Source organism: Micromonospora sp. CPCC 206061, assembly GCF_036906915.1.
Taxonomy (GTDB): domain Bacteria; phylum Actinomycetota; class Actinomycetes; order Mycobacteriales; family Micromonosporaceae; genus Phytohabitans.
Window position 1 is genome coordinate 57,682 of sequence record NZ_JBAKHX010000011.1, and the last position, 16,514, is coordinate 74,195.

12 protein-coding genes and 1 pseudogene are annotated in these 16,514 nt (G+C 71.6%); 6 read left to right on the forward strand and 7 right to left on the reverse strand.

Features of this window, described 5'->3' with window-relative positions; translation table 11 throughout:
* Positions 1 to 2: 2 nt before the first annotated feature.
* Complete coding sequence (locus V6V89_RS11450; RefSeq protein ID WP_334619005.1) at positions 3 to 1,241, forward strand: MFS transporter; 1,239 nt, start codon at positions 3 to 5, stop codon at positions 1,239 to 1,241.
* Here the strand turns inward: V6V89_RS11450 and V6V89_RS11455 are convergent, their stop codons facing one another.
* From V6V89_RS11455 to V6V89_RS11480, 6 genes are read right to left on the reverse strand one after another with little or no spacing between them, the layout of a single operon-like run.
* Positions 1,242 to 2,423 carry an ABC transporter permease gene (locus V6V89_RS11455; RefSeq protein WP_334619006.1) on the reverse strand — a complete coding sequence of 394 codons (1,182 nt, stop codon included), beginning with the start codon at positions 2,421 to 2,423 and terminating at the stop codon, positions 1,242 to 1,244.
* A complete protein-coding gene (locus V6V89_RS11460; RefSeq protein WP_334619091.1) occupies positions 2,420 to 3,073 on the reverse strand; it encodes an ABC transporter ATP-binding protein in 654 nt (217 codons plus the stop codon). Before V6V89_RS11460 ends, V6V89_RS11455 begins: the two co-directional genes overlap by 4 nt.
* A gap of 20 nt (positions 3,074 to 3,093) precedes the next feature.
* Positions 3,094 to 4,155 carry a peptidoglycan-binding domain-containing protein gene (locus V6V89_RS11465; protein ID WP_334619007.1) on the reverse strand — a complete coding sequence of 354 codons (1,062 nt, stop codon included), beginning with the start codon at positions 4,153 to 4,155 and terminating at the stop codon, positions 3,094 to 3,096.
* Positions 4,152 to 4,739, reverse strand: coding sequence for a hypothetical protein (locus V6V89_RS11470; protein ID WP_334619008.1), 588 nt, complete (start codon positions 4,737 to 4,739; stop codon positions 4,152 to 4,154). The genes V6V89_RS11465 and V6V89_RS11470 overlap by 4 nt, the downstream gene beginning before the upstream one ends.
* A 7-nt stretch (positions 4,740 to 4,746) precedes the next feature.
* A complete protein-coding gene (locus tag V6V89_RS11475; protein ID WP_334619009.1) occupies positions 4,747 to 5,946 on the reverse strand; it encodes a hypothetical protein in 1,200 nt (399 codons plus the stop codon).
* Positions 5,943 to 6,485, reverse strand: coding sequence for a SigE family RNA polymerase sigma factor (locus tag V6V89_RS11480; protein ID WP_334619010.1), 543 nt, complete (start codon positions 6,483 to 6,485; stop codon positions 5,943 to 5,945). The genes V6V89_RS11475 and V6V89_RS11480 overlap by 4 nt, the downstream gene beginning before the upstream one ends.
* Before the next feature lie 130 nt (positions 6,486 to 6,615).
* Here V6V89_RS11480 and thrB point away from each other — a divergent pair.
* The 5 genes and pseudogenes from thrB to prfA all read left to right on the forward strand — a co-directional run bounded on the left by thrB (position 6,616) and on the right by prfA (position 14,915).
* Positions 6,616 to 7,553: pseudogene (gene thrB / locus V6V89_RS11485) on the forward strand (homoserine kinase).
* Between the two features lie 218 nt (positions 7,554 to 7,771).
* Positions 7,772 to 9,748 (forward strand): transcription termination factor Rho, encoded by a 1,977-nt coding sequence (rho, locus tag V6V89_RS11490; RefSeq protein WP_334619011.1) that lies wholly within the window; start codon positions 7,772 to 7,774, stop codon positions 9,746 to 9,748.
* 250 nt (positions 9,749 to 9,998) lie between these two features.
* Complete coding sequence (locus V6V89_RS11495; RefSeq protein ID WP_334619012.1) at positions 9,999 to 13,226, forward strand: phosphodiester glycosidase family protein; 3,228 nt, start codon at positions 9,999 to 10,001, stop codon at positions 13,224 to 13,226.
* Positions 13,227 to 13,519: 293 nt separating this feature from the next.
* The gene (gene rpmE / locus V6V89_RS11500) at positions 13,520 to 13,744 is read left to right on the forward strand and encodes a 50S ribosomal protein L31 (RefSeq protein WP_334619013.1); all 225 of its coding nucleotides are present in this window, start codon (positions 13,520 to 13,522) and stop codon (positions 13,742 to 13,744) included.
* Positions 13,745 to 13,826: 82 nt separating this feature from the next.
* Entirely contained in the window at positions 13,827 to 14,915 is a 1,089-nt protein-coding gene (prfA, locus tag V6V89_RS11505; protein ID WP_334619014.1) for a peptide chain release factor 1, read from the forward strand.
* On the opposite strand, the gene V6V89_RS11510 is transcribed toward prfA, so the two are convergent.
* Positions 14,912 to 16,474 (reverse strand): GGDEF domain-containing protein, encoded by a 1,563-nt coding sequence (locus V6V89_RS11510; RefSeq protein ID WP_334619015.1) that lies wholly within the window; start codon positions 16,472 to 16,474, stop codon positions 14,912 to 14,914. The two genes, prfA and V6V89_RS11510, sit on opposite strands and share 4 nt — an antisense overlap.
* Positions 16,475 to 16,514: the final 40 nt, after the last annotated feature.

Consider the following 16,514-nt stretch of genomic DNA (forward strand, 5'->3'; position numbering starts at 1 on the left):
ACGTGGCGTCTCCGCTTTCGGTCGTTACCACCAACCGCGACTTCCGCAACCTCTTCTTCGCCGAGCTGGTCGTTTTCGGCGCGGACTGGTTCGTCCTGGTGCCGCTGCTGGTGCTGCTGCCCGACCTGACCGGCAGCGGCATCTGGGGCGGGCTGGTGCTGGCCGTCGACACCGGCATCCTGGCGGTGCTGCTGCCGTTCACCGGTACGGTGGCCGATCGGGTCGACCGCAAGAAGATCATGGTTTTGGCCAACCTGTCCGCGCTGGTCGGCGTCCTGCTGTTGCTCGCGGTGCGGAGTTCGGGTACGGCCTGGCTGGCCATGCTCGCGGTCAGCGCGATGGCCGCCGCCAAGGCGTTCTACTCGCCGGCCGCGCTCGCCGCCCTGCCGAACGTGGTCGACGCAGACGAACTGGCCGCGGCCAACGCGGTCGCCGGATCGGCGTGGGGCACGATGGCGGTCGTCGGCGCGTCGCTCGGCGGGGTGCTGAGCGCGGTGTTCAGCCCGTACACGTGCTTTGTCATCGCCGCGGTGAGCCTCTTCCTGGCCGCGACCCTGGCATGGCGGATCCGCCGTCCGCTCCAGGCGCCGCGAAACGCCGCCGAGCCGCCGCCGCGCACCTGGGTCGCCGTCCGGGAGGCGCTGACGTACATCGGGCACCAGCCGCGGGTACTGGCACTGGTCACCGTGAAGTCGGCCGTCGGGCTCGGCAACGGCGTGCTGACCGCGTTCCCGCTGCTCGCCGGCCGGTTCGGTGTGGGCGCGATCGGGGCGGGGCTGCTCTTCGCGGTCCGCGGCCTGGGCGCGCTCATCGGGCCGTTCGCGATGCGGCGGGTGCTGAGCCACCGCTCGTGGCTGCTGCCCGGCCTGGCGCTGTCGATGTCGCTGTACGGGGTGGCCTACCTCGGTGTCGCGGTGGCCGCCTGGTTCCCGCTGGTGCTCGTGCTGGTGTTCGTGGCGCACTTCGCGGGCGGCACCAACTGGACGCTGTCCAACTTCGCACTTCAGTCGGAGGTGCCCGACGCGTTGCGGGGCCGGGTGTTCGCCGCCGACATGATGGTCGCGATGCTGGCCATCTCGGCCAGCCAGCTCGTGGCGGCGGCGCTGGTCGACCACATCGACGAGCGGTTCGTCATCGCCGGGTGCGCCCTGCTGACGCTGGCGTACGCGATTGGCTGGCGGGTGGCGACGCGCGGCCTGCACCTGGCCGAACGCGCCGCCACCCCCTCCGACCCGGCGTGATCAAGGCGTCGCGAGGGCTTCCGTGGGTGACAGGCGGCTGGCGCGGATCGCGGGGTAGAGGCCGGCGACCGCGCCGATCAACAGCGTCACACCGAGGCCACCGGCCATCGCGACGGGCGGCACCACCGTCGGCCACCCCTGCGAGTACGCGTACGCGCCGGTGACCGCGCTGCCCAGTACCGTGCCGCCGGCTCCGCCCAGCATGGACAGCAGCAGCGACTCGGCGAGGAACTGTCCCCGGATCTGCCGCCGGGTGGCGCCCAGCGACCGCCGCAGTCCGATCTCGCCCCGCCGCTCCAGCACCGAGATGACCATCGTGTTCGCGACCCCGACGCCGCCCACCACGAGGGCGACCGCCCCGAGGCCGAGCAGCAGTCCGTTCAGCGCGGCGTCGGTGGCCTGCTTCGCGGCGAGCGCGTCGGAGGGCCGGGAGACCCGCACCCCGCTGGGCTGGGCGGGGTTGGTGGTGCGAGGTAGCACGTCGCGGACGGCGGTGACCTGGCTCTCGGTCGCCCGTAGGTACACGGTCGTCGGGTGGCCGTCGAAGTCCAGATAGGACCGCGCGGACGCCCAGCCGACCAGCGCCGCCGAGTTCAGCTCCGGCGCGAGCGGCGCCGGGTTCAGCACGCCCACGACCGTGTACCACTGGCCGCCGAGCCACACCCGGACGCCGATGCCGGGCAGGTCGAGCCGGCGTGCCGCGGTGTCGCCGAGCACGACGCCCGGATACGTGGCCGTGACCGGGCTCAGCCATGATCCACTGTGGATTGTGGCGCCGACGGTCGAGGGCAGGTCGGTGTGGGCCGCCATCACCTCGACGCTGCTGGTCTGCCCGCGCGGGACGTGGTCGTTCCGGTACACGGACACCTCCAGGGTGGCGGTGGCGCTGACCGTCTCGACCGGTGCGATCCGCCCGATCATGGCGATCGACTCTTCGGGCAGGGCCGCGTCGTCGCCCGACAGCGTCTCGCCCGGCGCGACGGTCAGCAGGTTGGTGCCGAGCTGGGCGAGGGTTCGGTCCAACTCGGCGCGGCTCGACGTGGAGATGCCGACCACCGCGAGCATCGCTGCGATCCCGATGGCGATGCCGAGCGCGGAGAGAAAGACCCTCAGCGGGCGGGACCGCAGCCCCGCCGCCCCGAGCAGGACGATGTCGGTGGGCCCGAGCCGTGCCGGCCTCATGCCACCACCTGCCCGTCGCGCATCCGGATCTGCCGAGGCAGGGAGTCGGCGATCTGGCCGTCGTGGGTGATGATCACGATCGTGGTGCCGGCGGCGTGCAGCCCGCGCAGCAGCTCCAGCACAGCAGCGCCGGACGCCGAGTCCAGGTTTCCGGTGGGTTCGTCGGCGAGCAGTAGCGCCGGCTCGCCCACCACCGCCCGCGCGATCGCCACCCGCTGGCGCTCGCCACCGGAGAGCTCGTGCGGCCGGTGGCGCAGCCGGTGTCCGAGGCCCACGCGGTTCAGCGCGGCCTCCGCCCGCTGCCGCCGTTCCTTTCTGGGTACGCCCGCGTAGAGCAGTCCGTCGGCGACGTTGTCGAGCACGGGTACTCCGGAGGCGAGGTGGAACTGCTGGAAGACGAAGCCGATCCGGCGAGCGCGCAATGTGGACACCTGCCGGTCGGAGAGGGCCGACACGTCGTGCCCGTCGATCCGCACGGTGCCGGTCGACGGTTTGTCGAGGGTGCCGACGAGGTGCAGCATCGTCGACTTTCCCGAGCCGGACGGTCCGACGACGGCCACCAGTTCGCCGTACCCGATCCGCAGGTCGACCTCGCGCAGCGCGGTGACGCCGCCCGGGTACGCCTTACTGACCCGGGACAGCTCCACCACACACGGGCCGCCAGGTTCGCTCACTCAGGCACCCCCACCAGGGCGCCGCCGCCCAGGCCCTCGCCGGAGACCTCGACGCGGCCTTCCGCGAAGAGCCCGACCTCGACGGCGACGACGCGTGGGCCGGTGTCCGACACGACTTCGAGGCCGTATCCGCCCTCTGCCAACGCCAGCAGAGCGTTGACCGGGACGGTGAGCACGTCTTTGCGCTCCTTCGCCACGTACCGTACGGTCACGCCACCGCGCTCCAGCTTGCCGAGCGCCTTCTGGTCAGCAATGGCGATGGAAACCTCCACCGTGGAGCCCGCCGAGTCGCCACCCTCCGCGCCCTCCGCGCCTTGGGTCGCGTCGGCGACAGCGCTGACCGAGCCCGGCACCGCCTTGCCGTCGGGCAGTGTGACGGTCACCTTGGTGCCCTTGCGCGCCCAGCCCGCCTTCGAGGCGTCGGTCGACACCGTGACGCCACGGGTGCTGCCGGTGTACGAGACCACGTCGCCGGTGGCGCTGGCACCGACGCGGACCAGCCGCTCGGCGATGCGCACCGCGCCCGGCGCGAACACCACACGATCCTTCTCGACCATGCCGGTCTCCGGCAGCTCCAGCTCCTTCTGCCAGCGTTTCACGGCCGCCGTGGTGGCCTTCGAGAACTCTTCGTCCACAGTGAACCCGGTGTATCCGAGCGCCGACAGGTTCTTCTCCAGCTGCTCGACGTCGCCACCCTTGGCGTTCTCGGCGAGCGCCCGATACATCGGCAGCGCCCCGTACAGCAGCACGACCGGCGTCTCGTCGGCCCGCAGCAGCGCCTCGCCGCGGCGTACCGTCGCGCCCGGCTCGGGCAGCCAGGTCACCGTGCCTGTCGCGGTCGAGGCGAGCGGGGTGGCCGCGCCGTACCCGAGTTCCCCGGCCGCCGACACCGACTCGACGAGGGTCTGCCGGGTGACCGGGACCGTGGCGGCTGGGCCGGTGCGGCCGGGCTCCGCGGCGTCTCCGTCGCGGCCGCCCAGCCCGAGGGTGGCGACGCCGGCCACCGCGAGGGCAGCCAGCGCGGCACCGGAGACGACCGCGACGCGGACGCGGCTCATCCGCCCGCCGTCTGGTTGGGATCGGGCGATGCCGGCGGATCCCCTCGGTGGACCGGTTCGCAGATCTGCGCCGAGCGGTTGTCCGCGATCTGCTCCTGCGGGTTGAGTTCGCGGCCCCAGCCCTCGGGGAGGTAGCCGTCTGGCCCCGGGTCGGGAAAGTCGGGGGACCCGTTGGCGCGCCGGCACTCCGAGTACTTGCGCGCGTTGGCGATCTGCTCGGCGGTGAGCGGTTCGGCCTTGGGCTCCAGCTCCTCGGGTATCTCCGTCATGAATTCCTTGCACGCCTCCTGTGCGGCCAACCACTTCGGGTCGGCCTTCAGTTTGCGGTTCTCCTCGGCGGTCTCGGCGAACGTGATGCGCCCCTTGGCGTCCGGGTCCGGCACGTCGAAGCCCTGTTCGCGGATGCAGCGGGCCCACTGCCGCCTCGACTCGACGAATTTGGCGACCGCGTCGGTGGTGGCCGCTGCGCCTGGCGCGCCGGAGGCTCCGGCCGCCGAGGCGACCTCGGGCGACTTCTCCGACCCGCAGGCGGCGAGGGCGAGTGCGCATGCCAGGGCAGCCGCCCCGACGAGTACCTGTTTCATCCTCTTCCTACTCTTTGGTGAGGGTGGATGGGATGACCGACCAGTGCCGGCCATCGGCGGATCCGTACAGGGCGCGTTCCCGGCCGTAGCTATGCGTGAAGAACCAGCCGTCCGGTGTCCGCAGGATCGGGTAGACCGTCGCGGGGAGGCCCTCCATGGCCACCCGCTGGTACGGGGTGTCCGGCCCGCTGTTCGCCCAGAAGCTCCGGCCGTCGAGCACCCCGACCGGCACGCTGTCGTACAGGACGTGGGTGCCGTCGGCGGTCACGAACGAGCGCTCTCCACCGACCCCGCCTTTGTCGGCCGTTTTTTGCGTGCTCATCCTCGTCCAGCCGCCCGTTACCCCGCCGCGGTACACGATCCGGATGTACGGGGCGGTGACGACCGCGTACGCCGTATTGCCGTCGGCGGTCGTCGTCACCACTGCCGAGCACTCCTGGCGCGGGCACGCCAGGGTCCTGGTCGACCAGGTGCGGCCCGCGTCGGTGCTGACTGCGACCGCCGGCTGCCCATTCGTGTTGGTGCCCGCCGCCCAGAGCCGGTCACCGGCGCGTACCCATTGGGCCTGCTGCGCCAGTGCGGGAGGCTTCGTCAGCGCCGCGAACCATCCACCGGCGGGGTCGACTACGTACGGGCGGCACCAACTGCTGTCGGACTCGGTCCAGCAGAAGAGGGCGGCGCCAGGCGGGACGGCCGCGGCTGGGGAGCGCCGCTGCGCGAGCGTCCAGGTGTGGCCGCCGTTGGTGCTCACGCTCGGAGCGGCTTTCCCGGCGATGGTGGCGACCAGCGTCGAGGGGCCTACCACGGTGGCGTCGACGAGCATGATCGCATCGCCTCGCGGTGTCCAGCCTTGCCCGCCGTTGTCGGAGAAGTAGAGCTGCGTGAGCACCTTGCTGCACGACTGGTCCGGACATGCCTGAACCGCCGCGTACAGGTGCCGGGCGTCCGCGGCGCCGGTCCAGTTGATGTTTCCGGCGGGCAGCGGGTCACTGCCGCCGGCCGGTTCCGGCGGCGGCGACATCACGTTCACGACGCTCGCGGCGGCAGCGGCCACCGCGGTCACGGCCAGCGTCGTGACCGCTTTGATGATCCGCGTACGCCGCCTGCGGCGCTGCCGGCCCGCCGTGTACATCTCGTCGCCGGTGACCTGGCTAGGCGGCGGTGGTGACTCCGCCAGATCCTCGAACATCTCTCGCAACCCCGTCATATCGACCCCCCTTTCACGGAGACCAACTCGGCTGGCGGAACCACTGCGTCGCCCAGTGCCCGGCGCAGCGCTGCCAACCCGCGCGCCGTCTGGCTCTTGACCGTGCCCTCGGAGCAGCCCAGTGCCGCGGCCGTCTCCGTCACGTCCAGGCCCTGGTAGAAGCGGCAGATCAGGGTCACCCGCTGGCGTGGCGGCACCTCGGTCAGTGCGCGGGCGAAGAGCAGCCGGCGCGCCACGGCCTCCGCGTCGTCGTCACCCGCGACGTCGGGTGGCTCGGCGACCGAACGTTCCCGGCGTCGCCACACCCGGCGGGTCTCCGATAGGAACGCCCGGACCAGGCAGGTGCGCAGGTACGCGTCCACCGCCTGCGCGTCGCGGATCCGGTGCCAGCCGTCTGCCAGCCGGATGAACGCCGACTGGGTCAGGTCGTCGGCCCAGTGCCAGTCACCGCACATGAGGTACGCCGTCCGGCGTACCGCCTCTCGGCGGGCGCTGAAGTACTCCGTGAACCGCTGCCGTTCCACATCGTCGTCGCGCATCGAACTCCCTTCAGGGGGTAGGTGCGCACGACGGCCCGCATCGGTTGCACGGCTCTCGCCACTCTTTCATCCGTCAAACCGGACATTCAGGCACGACAATCGCAAGATCGCCTGGCGGTACGATGCCGGCGTGAACTTCGTCGAAGGACGCGTCCGCGTTCGGGTGCCCGCCACCAGCGCGAACCTGGGGCCTGGGTTCGACGCGCTCGGCCTGGCGCTCTCTGTCTATGACGAGGTTTCGGCGCGGGTCGGTTCGACCGGGTTCCGGGTCTCGGTCACCGGGGAAGGGGCCGGGGACCTGCCCGGCGACGAGACACACCTCGTCGTGCGGGCGATGCTGGCCGCGTTCGACGAGTTGGGGGAGCGGCCCGCCGGCGTCGACGTCGAATGCGTCAACCGGATCCCGCAGGCGCGCGGCCTCGGCTCGTCGTCGGCGGCGATCGTTGCCGGGTTGCAACTTGCCCGCGCGTTGACGGTCGACGGCCGCGCGCGGCTAGACGACGCCGCGGCGCTGCGACTGGCGGCGCGCCTCGAAGGCCACCCCGACAACGTGGCGCCCTGTCTGCTTGGCGGGTTCACGATCGCGTGGACGGAGGAGACCGGATCGATCGCCGTCACCCTGGCCCCGGCGGATGGCGTACAACCGACTGTTTTTGTGCCCGAGCAGCGCGGGCTGACCGCGGAGGCCCGGGCGGCGCTGCCCGAGACCGTGCCGCACGCGGACGCGGCGCTGACCGCGGGCCGTGCGGCGCTCCTGGTCCATGCCCTGACCAGCGATCCCGCGCTGCTGCTGCCCGCGACCGAGGACCGGCTCCACCAGGGCTACCGGGCGCCGGGCATGCCCGCGACCGCGGCCCTGGTCGACGCGCTGCGTGCGGCGGGCGTGGCGGCTGTGGTCAGTGGCGCGGGACCGACAGTGCTGGCGTTGACGCCTGTGCCGACCGGGTTCGATGCGGGAATAGGCTGGCGGATGCGCGAGTTGACGGTGGATGTCACCGGTGCCTCGGTCGAAGGGGTACACTGGGACACGCCGAGCGGGACACTGTTGCCGCAGGTCGGATGAGTTGATTACGCTCTAGGCCTAGCACAGCCGCGAAGCAAAGCGATTTCTGCGTGGCGGCGCACCCCGAAGCTTTCGGTGGTCAGCTCGTCTTACCCCTGCCTAGGCCCGCCGCTGCTGTGTTACAGACTCCCGCCATAGCTTCGCGAGGCGGGGGGCACCGAGGCCGCCCGGCCACCATGCTTCGCCATCCGGGCAGCCCCGGCCTATCGAGGGAAGGAATCCATTGAGCGACACCACCGACGTGACGTCGGATGTCTCCAACGTCGCTGAGCAGTCCACCACCGCCACGCGCCGTCGGCGCACCGGCACCGGGCTGTCCGCGATGCTGCTGCCGGAGCTCCAGAGCCTGGCCACGTCGCTCGGCATCTCCGGTACGGCCCGGATGCGCAAGGGCGAGCTGATCGCCGCTATCTCCGAGCGCCAGGGCGGCGGTTCCACCGCTACGGCGTCGACCAGCGGGGCCCCGCGCCAGCGGGCCGAGGTCGCGGCCGCGGCCGCGCCGGCCCGGGAAGAAGTACGCGCCGAGGTGCGCGACAGCGGCGACGGTGAGCGCCGAGGCGGCGACGCGCAGGAGTCCTCGCCCGACGGCGAGGTCCGCTCGTCCCGTCGCGCCAGCCGTGCGGCGGGTCCGCCGGAGTCCCGCGCGGCCCAGGCCGAGTCGCGCTCGTCCGGCCAGGCGGAGTCCCGCGCGGCCCAGGCCGAGCCGCGCTCGTCCGGCCAGCCGGAGTCCCGCCAGGAGACCACTGACAAGGCGCCCGCCGAGCGCGGTGAGCGCGCTGAGCGGGGGGAGCGCGAGCAGCGCAACGGTCGTGACCGTGGTGGTGACCGTCAGCGCGGCGATCGTCAGCGTGATGACCGCCCGCGTGATGACCGCCCGCGTGATGACCGTCAGCGTGACGACCGCCCGCGTGACGACCGCCAGCGTGACGCTGACGCCGAGGGCGACGACGACGGTGAGGGCGGTGGCCGCCGCAGCCGGCGCAGCCGCTTCCGTGACCGTCGGCGCGGCCGCAACGAGCGCGGTGAGGGCGGCGGCGGTGGCGGCAACGAGCCGCAGGTGAACGAGGACGACGTGCTCGTCCCGGTCGCCGGCATCGTCGACGTGCTCGACAACTACGCGTTCGTCCGCACGACCGGCTACCTGTCGGGCCCCAACGACGTCTATGTCTCGATGTCCCAGGTCAAGAAGTACGGCCTGCGTCGGGGCGACGCCGTCACGGGTGCGGTGCGCGCGAACCGCGAGGGCGAGCAGCGCCGCGACAAGTACAACCCGCTCGTCCGGCTCGACACCATCAACGGGATGGATCCCGACGAGGCGCGTCGGCGGCCCGAGTTCTACAAGCTCACCCCGCTGTACCCGCAGGAGCGGCTGCGTCTCGAGACCGAGCCGCACATCCTGACGACGCGGATCATCGATCTGATCATGCCGATCGGCAAGGGGCAGCGTGCGCTGATCGTCTCGCCGCCCAAGGCCGGTAAGACGATGGTGCTCCAGGCGCTGGCGAACGCGATCACGCGCAACAACCCCGAGTGCCACCTGATGGTCGTGCTGGTCGACGAGCGGCCCGAAGAGGTCACCGACATGCAGCGGTCGGTCAAGGGCGAGGTCGTTGCCGCGACCTTCGACCGCCCGCCGTCCGACCACACCACGGTCGCCGAGCTGGCCATCGAGCGGGCGAAGCGCCTGGTCGAGCTGGGCCACGACGTGGTCGTGCTGCTCGACTCGGTCACGCGGCTCGGCCGGTCGTACAACCTGGCGGCGCCGGCCAGTGGCCGGATCATGTCGGGTGGTATCGACTCGACCGCGCTGTACCCGCCGAAGCGGTTCCTCGGCGCGGCGCGCAACATCGAAAACGGTGGCTCGCTGACCATCCTCGCCACCGCGCTGGTGGAGACCGGATCCATGATGGACACGGTGATCTTCGAGGAGTTCAAGGGCACCGGCAACGCCGAGCTCAAGCTCGACCGGAAGATCGCCGACAAGCGGGTCTTCCCGGCCGTCGACCTCAACGCCTCCGGCACTCGTAAGGAAGAGATCCTGCTCGCGCCGGAAGAGCTCGCCATCTCGCACAAGCTGCGCAAGGTGCTGGGCTCGCTGGATTCGCAGGCCGCGCTCGACCTGCTGCTTGATCGGCTCAAGCAGAGCCGGACCAACATCGAGTTCCTGATGCAGATCGCGAAGTCGACGCCGGGCGAGTAAAAAGCACACTCAGCAGTAAAAGCACGCGGTCCGGTCACGGGCCGCGTGCTTTTCTGTCAGCGGGCCGGGCGGCAGGTGCCCGCCGACTTGACGTGGATCGTGCCGCCGATGTCGGGGGGCATCACGCCCGTGATTCCACCGGTACTACCACGAAGCGGACGAGCGCCCGAACTTCTACACTCTGTAATTTTCCTTCGCTTCGCCTGACGTCTCTTGAAAGTTATCGGCAACATCCGGTTTGATGGCGGACATGCGTGTCGCGCGTCTCGCTCTCGCGTCCCTGCTCGCCCTGGGTCTGGTCCCGGTCGCGGCGCCTGCTTCGGCTGCTTCGGCCGTCCCGGCCGCCGCGGTCGACGCCTTCGACGACATCGAGACCGACAAGCGGACCAGGCCGGTCGCGCCCGGGCTGACGCTGACCTCCTTCGACCGGTACCACGCGGCCGGCTGGCTGCGGGCCGACGCGCTCACCGCTGACCTGTCCGGCAAGCTCAAGGTCGACTACCTCAACTCCGGAGCGGTCGCGAAGACCGAGCCGCTGCGCGCCGCCGCCGACCGCACCCGCGCGGTGGCCGCAGTCAACGGCGACTTCTTCGACATCAACAACTCCGGCGCCGCCCAAGGCATCGGCATCCAGAGCGGACAGCTCATCCAGTCGCCGATCCAGGGGCGTAACAACGCAGTCGGCATCACCGCCGACGGCGTTGGCCGGGTCGTCGAGGTGCACTTCGACGGTACTGCCACGCTGCCGGACGGCACCCGGGTCGTGCTGACCCAGTTCAACAACATCGTGCAGCCGGGCGGCGCCGGCGCGTTCACGGCGCTGTGGGGCTCGTACGACCGCAAGCGCGCGGTCGAGAGCGCGTCCCGGGTCACCGAGGTCGTACTGAGCGGCGGCGTGGTCGCCGAGGTGCGCGATGCCGCCGGATCCGGCCCGATCCCCGCCGGCACCACGATCCTGCTGGGCCGGGACGCGGGCGCCGACGCGCTCGCGGGCGTGCGGGTCGGCGACCCGGTCGACGTGGCGTACGCCCCGAAGTCCTCCGACGGCTCCCGGTTGAACGCGGCGGTCGGCGGCCGGCAGGTACTGGTCAAGGACGGCGTGCCGCAGGACATCGGCGACGTCACGCCCGAGCCGCGTACCGCCGTCGGCTTCTCCGCGGACGGCCGGCGCATGTACCTGCTCACGGTCGACGGTCGGCAGGCCGACAGCCGCGGCGTGACGCTGACCGAGCTGGGCCGCCTCATGGCCGAACTGGGGGCGCACAACGCGCTCAACCTCGACGGCGGCGGATCGTCCACGATGCTGGCCCGCGAGCCCGGCGAGGCCGGCGTGCGGGTGGAGAACAGCCCATCCGACGGCTCGGAGCGTCCGGTGCCGAACGGGCTCGCCCTGTACGCGGCCGCCGGCTCGGGACGGCTCAAGGGGTACTGGGTCGAGTCCACGGCCGATGGTGTGTTTCCCGGCCTGACCCGGCGATTGACCGCGACCGGTTACGACGAGACGTACGGCCCGGCCAAGGGCGAGCCGAGATGGTGGGCGACGCGCGGGCACATCGAGCGCGATGGAGTATTCCGCGCCATGCTCCCCGGCACCGCCACCGTAACCGCCCACCGGGGTGGCGCCTCGGGGTCCGTCAAGCTCAACGTGCTGGGACCGCTCGACCGGATCGACACCACGGTGGACCGGATCAGCCTGCCGGGCGCGAGCGTGTTCGGGGTGGTCGGATTCGACGCCGACGGCAACGACGCGCCCATCGAGCCGGCGGACGTCCGGCTGGAGTACGACTCGTCGCTGCTCGAGGTCACGCCGACCGCGGACGGACGATTCTCGGTGCAGGCGAAGAAGGACGTCGGCGGCGCTCTCGTCACCGTCCATGTCGGACGCTCCACGGTGGCCGTGCCCGTGACCGTGGGCCTGGAGGACGTGCCGGTGGCCGGATTCGACGACGCCGCGAGCTGGACGTTCAGCCACGCCCGCGCCGCCGGCTCGGTGGCACCGACCGAGGGCCACACCGGCACCGGCCTCAAGATGTCGTACGACTTCAGCCTCTCCACCGGCACCCGGGCCGCGTACGCCAACCCGCCCGCCTGGATCCAGGTGCCCGGGCAGCCACAGGCGTTCGGCATGTGGATCCACAGCAACGGCAAGGGCGAGTGGCCGAGCCTGCACCTGCACGACGCGCTCGACCAGCAGCACGTGCTCCGAGGGCCGCTCCTGACGTGGACCGGCTGGCGGTACGTGGAGATGGCCGTGCCGCCCGGTGTGCAGTATCCCGTGCGCATCCGGCGTTTCTACGTCGCGGAGACGGTGCCCACCGCCGCCTACACCAGCGAGATCGTCATCGACGACATCGTGGCGAAGGTGCCGCCCACCGTGGCCCAGCCGGCCGAGGAGCCGCGCACCGACAAGGTGGTCGTGCGGGACGGCACGGTGGCGGGTGCCGACTGGCGGTTCGCGGTGATGTCGGACGCCCAGTTCGTCGCCGCCGCACCCGACAGCGACGTCGTCGCGCAGGCGCGTCGCACCCTCCGCGAGGTCAAGGCCGCCCGGCCCGACTTCCTGATCATCAACGGCGACTTCGTCGACACGGCGTACCCGGCCGACTTCGCCCTGGCCAAGAGCCTCCTCGACGAGGAGCTGGCTGGCGAGCTGCCGTACTACTACGTGCCCGGCAACCACGAGATCATGGGCGCGCCCATCACCAACTTCTCGGCCGTCTTCGGCGCGACCAACCGGGTGTTCGACCACAAGGGCGTCCGGTTCGTCACCCTCAACTCGTCGACCGGCACCCTGCGTGGCAGCGGCTTCGAGCAGGTGAAGCTACTGCGGTCGGCCCTGGACTCGGCGGCTTCCGACCGGGCGGTCCGCTCGGTGGTCGTGCTGCACCACCACCCGCCGCGCGACCCCACACCGGCGAAGGCCAGCCAGCTCGGCGACCGCAAGGAAGCGGCGCTGGAGGAGCAGTGGCTCGCCGACTTCGAGCGCCGCACCGGCAAGGACGCGATGTTCGTCGGGGCGCACGTGGGCACCTTCCACGCCGACCGGGTCGACGGTGTGCCGTACCTCGTCAACGGCAACTCCGGAAAGAACCCGTCGACCGCGCCGCACCTCGGTGGCTTCACCGGCTGGACGCTCTTTGGAGTCGAGCGGCGGGGCGAGATCGAGGCGGAGACCCGGGCACACGTGGACGCTCTGGCCATCACGGCGCCCGCCAGCGCGCCGCGGGGTACGCCGGTGAGCGTGTCGGCCACCGTGACCCAGGCGGGCCGGCAGGTGCCGGTCGCCCCACCGGTGAGCGCGGACTGGGCCGCATCGCCGGGTGTCCACATCGGATCGGCGGCGGGCGTGCGACCGTGGCACGTGGCGTGGTTCGATCCGACCAGCGGTCGGTTGACAGCACTGCGGTCGAAGGGGTCGGTCGTGCTGTCCGTGGCGGTCAACGGTTCGACGGCCACCGCCGCCATCGCGCTGGCCTAGAAGTCGCCCTCCGCCACCTGGAACGTGCACCTCGAAGGTGGCGCCCAGCCGGGCCGCCACCTCCGCCCACTCCCGGACCGTGCGGGCGGGCAGGTTGGTGTCGTCGACGCACACGCTGGCACCGACCCGCAGCAGCGCCCCATCGTCTCCAGCATGACAGGCTGGGAATGCCCCCAGCCTCCCCGACGTTGGGCAGGGTGGCCAGCCATGGCACACTGGTCAATCGGCCAAGGTTCCGGTTCACGTCCGCATCTGGGCGACCCGGCGACCACATACGAAAGGACCGCGGCGACATGAAGCCCGAAATCCACCCGCAGTACGCCGTGACCGAGGTCACGTGTTCCTGTGGCAACGCCTTCACGACGCGCAGCACGGCGAAGAACGGCTCGATCCACGTCGAGACGTGCAGCGCCTGCCACCCGTTCTACACGGGCAAGCAGCGGGTGCTCGACACCGCCGGCCGCGTCGCCAAGTTCCAGCAGAAGTACGCACGGGCTGCCGCCAAGAAGGCCAAGTAGCTACCCCGACGGCGCCCCCCTCGACTATCGAGGGTGGGCGCCGTTTCTTATGTGTCGTGTCCAAGAAGCGAGGGGTACGCAGATGAGCAACGAACGCCTGGCAGCGCTGCTGGACGAGTACGCCGACCTTGAGAAGCGGCTCGCCGACCCCGCGATCCACGCTGACCAGGCGACCGCTCGGCGGGTCGGCCGGCGCTTCGCCGTGCTCGCGCCGCTGCACAAGGCGGCCGGCGAGCTTGACCAGGCCCGCGCCGACCTCGAAGCGGCCCGCGAACTGGCCGCCGAAGACCCGTCGTTCGCCTCGGAGGCGGACGAGATCGCCGGGCGCCTGCCGGTGCTCGAAGAGCGCCTGGCCGAGCTGCTCATCCCGCGCGACCCGCACGACGCCAAGGACGTCATCGTCGAGATCAAAGCGGGGGAGGGCGGCGAGGAGTCCGCGCTCTTCGCCGGCGACCTGCTGCGCATGTACCTCCGCTACGCCGAGCGCCGCGGCTGGGTCACCGAGGTCATCGACTCGCAGGACTCCGACCTCGGAGGCGTCAAGGACTGCTCGATCGCGGTCAAGACCAAGGGGGTGCCCGACGGCGGCCACGGAGTCTGGTCGCGGCTCAAGTGGGAGGGCGGCGTCCACCGCGTACAGCGGGTGCCGGTCACCGAGTCGCAGGGGCGCATCCACACCAGCGCCGCTGGTGTCCTCGTGCTGCCCGAGGCCGAAGATGTCGACGTCACCATCGACCCCAACGAGCTGCGCATCGACGTCTTCCGGTCGTCCGGCCCCGGCGGCCAGTCGGTCAACACCACCGACTCCGCCGTACGCATCACGCACCTGCCGACCGGCATCGTCGTCTCCTGCCAGAACGAGAAGAGCCAGCTCCAGAACCGCGAGCAGGCCATGCGCATCCTGCGCGCCCGGCTGCTCGCCGCAGCCCAGGAGCAGGCCGACGCGGCGGCCTCCGACGCACGCCGCTCACAGGTGCGCACCGTCGACCGGTCCGAGCGCATCCGCACGTACAACTTCCCGCAGAACCGGATCACCGACCACCGGATCGGCTTCACCGCGTACAACCTCGATCTCGTGCTGGCCGGCGACCTTGACGGGGTACTCGACGCGCTGACCGAGGCGGACCGGCAGGCCCGCCTGTCCGGTGAGACGGAGCTGACCCGCCACTAAGAAGCCGCGGCCCGGCGCTTCGCGGACGGTTGTGGCTTCGCGCGCAGCATCTCGCGGTCCGCGATCTCGAACGCGGTGCCCAGCACCTCGCGCAGGTTGGCGCTGGCACCGCTGAGGTCGGCGAAGCCGACGCTGACGCCCACCGGTGTGCCCGGCACCAGCGACTCCCAGTCTTCGCCCGCCACCGCCACGCTGATCCGCCGGCCAACCTCGGTGGCCTCGGTCATCCCGGCGCCCGGCAGCACCACCACGAACTCGTCACCGCCGTACCGCGCCACGAAGTCCCCCCGGCGCATCACCCTGTTGATCACCCCGGCGACGCGCTGCAGCACCAGGTCGCCCGAGAGGTGCCCGTGCGCGGTGTTGACCGCCTTGAACCCGTCGAGGTCGCAGACGCCGATCGTGGCCCGCTCGCCGCGCGCCAGCATCGCCGCTACGTAGTGCTCGAAGTGGCGGCGGTTGGCCAGCCCGGTGAGCGGATCGGTCAGGGCCTCGCCCTGGTAGCGGGACACGGTCTTGCGCATGTCCTCGTGGTCGAGCCGGGCCGCGATGCCCTCGACGTACACGTCGCGGAGGCGGTCGTTGCGCTGCGCCGCCAGCCGGAACGCGTGCCGGTCGGCCCGGTGCGCCGCCGCGTGGTCACCGGCGCGGGCGTACGCGAGGCTGCGCAGCCGCAGGTGCTCCGCCGCGCCGACCGTCTCGGCGGACACCTGCACCGTCTCCAGCCGGGTCAGCGCCTCGATCGGACGGTTCGCCGCGATCGCCAGGCAGATCTCGCCCAGCATCCGCAGGTCGCGGGCCCGGGCGCCGTCGCCGCCGTCGGCCAATAGGCGCATCGCCGCCTGCGGTGACGCGGGAGGCTCACCCAGCGCGGCGCGTCGCACGATCGCGTACCCGTACGCCGCTCGGCCGCTCGGCCGCAGCTTGGCGCCCCCGTCCCGGTCGAGGAAGCGCTCCGCGTCGGTGGTGATGTCGCGCAGCACCCGAAGGCAGCCGTCGGTGTCGCCGTTGTGATCGAGGGTCACCGCGTTGCGCAGCCGGATGCCGGGTGCGGCGAACGTCTCCGCCGGCAGGCTCGCGGCGGCCGCCACCTGCCGGGCCCGGTCGATGGCGCCCAGCGCGTGCCCGTGGAACCCGAGGTACGAGTACGCCATGGCGAGGTCGTTCCACGCGATGGCGGTGTCCCAGTCGACGTACTCGACCGTCGTCATCGCCCGCGCGCTGCGTACCAGGTGGGTGACGCACCGCTCCAGCGCGCCCTGGTGCTGAGCCGCGAGGGCGGCGAGCGCGTTGAGGTTGCCGTACAGCAGCGGCTCGTTCAGGTCGCGGACGGCGTGGTTCGTCTCCTCGACCGCCGTGGTGTACTCCGCCGTACGCCCTAGGTTGATCAGGGCGGAGAGCCGCTGCACCAGCGCGTCTGCGCGGGTGTGCTTGTCGCTGGTGGTGGCGAGCACCCGGTCCAGGAGGGCGCACGCCTCAGCGGAGCGGCTCTGCTCCTGAAGCACACGGGCCCGCTTGAGTGTTTCGGCCTGATCGGTGACCCGGTCGAGCCAACCCACGCAACTCCTCCAACCCTTGGATCAACACACCGAGCCCAGT

Coding starts and splice junctions, on each gene's coding strand:
- V6V89_RS11475 (WP_334619009.1), bottom strand. CDS start 5,946: ATGACGGGGTTGCGAGAGATGTTCGAGGATCTGGCGGAGTCACCACCG.
- V6V89_RS11455 (WP_334619006.1), bottom strand. CDS start 2,423: ATGAGGCCGGCACGGCTCGGGCCCACCGACATCGTCCTGCTCGGGGCG.
- V6V89_RS11480 (WP_334619010.1), bottom strand. CDS start 6,485: ATGCGCGACGACGATGTGGAACGGCAGCGGTTCACGGAGTACTTCAGC.
- V6V89_RS11495 (WP_334619012.1), top strand. CDS start 9,999: ATGCGTGTCGCGCGTCTCGCTCTCGCGTCCCTGCTCGCCCTGGGTCTG.
- V6V89_RS11465 (WP_334619007.1), bottom strand. CDS start 4,155: ATGAGCCGCGTCCGCGTCGCGGTCGTCTCCGGTGCCGCGCTGGCTGCC.
- prfA (WP_334619014.1), top strand. CDS start 13,827: ATGAGCAACGAACGCCTGGCAGCGCTGCTGGACGAGTACGCCGACCTT.
- rpmE (WP_334619013.1), top strand. CDS start 13,520: ATGAAGCCCGAAATCCACCCGCAGTACGCCGTGACCGAGGTCACGTGT.
- V6V89_RS11470 (WP_334619008.1), bottom strand. CDS start 4,739: ATGAAACAGGTACTCGTCGGGGCGGCTGCCCTGGCATGCGCACTCGCC.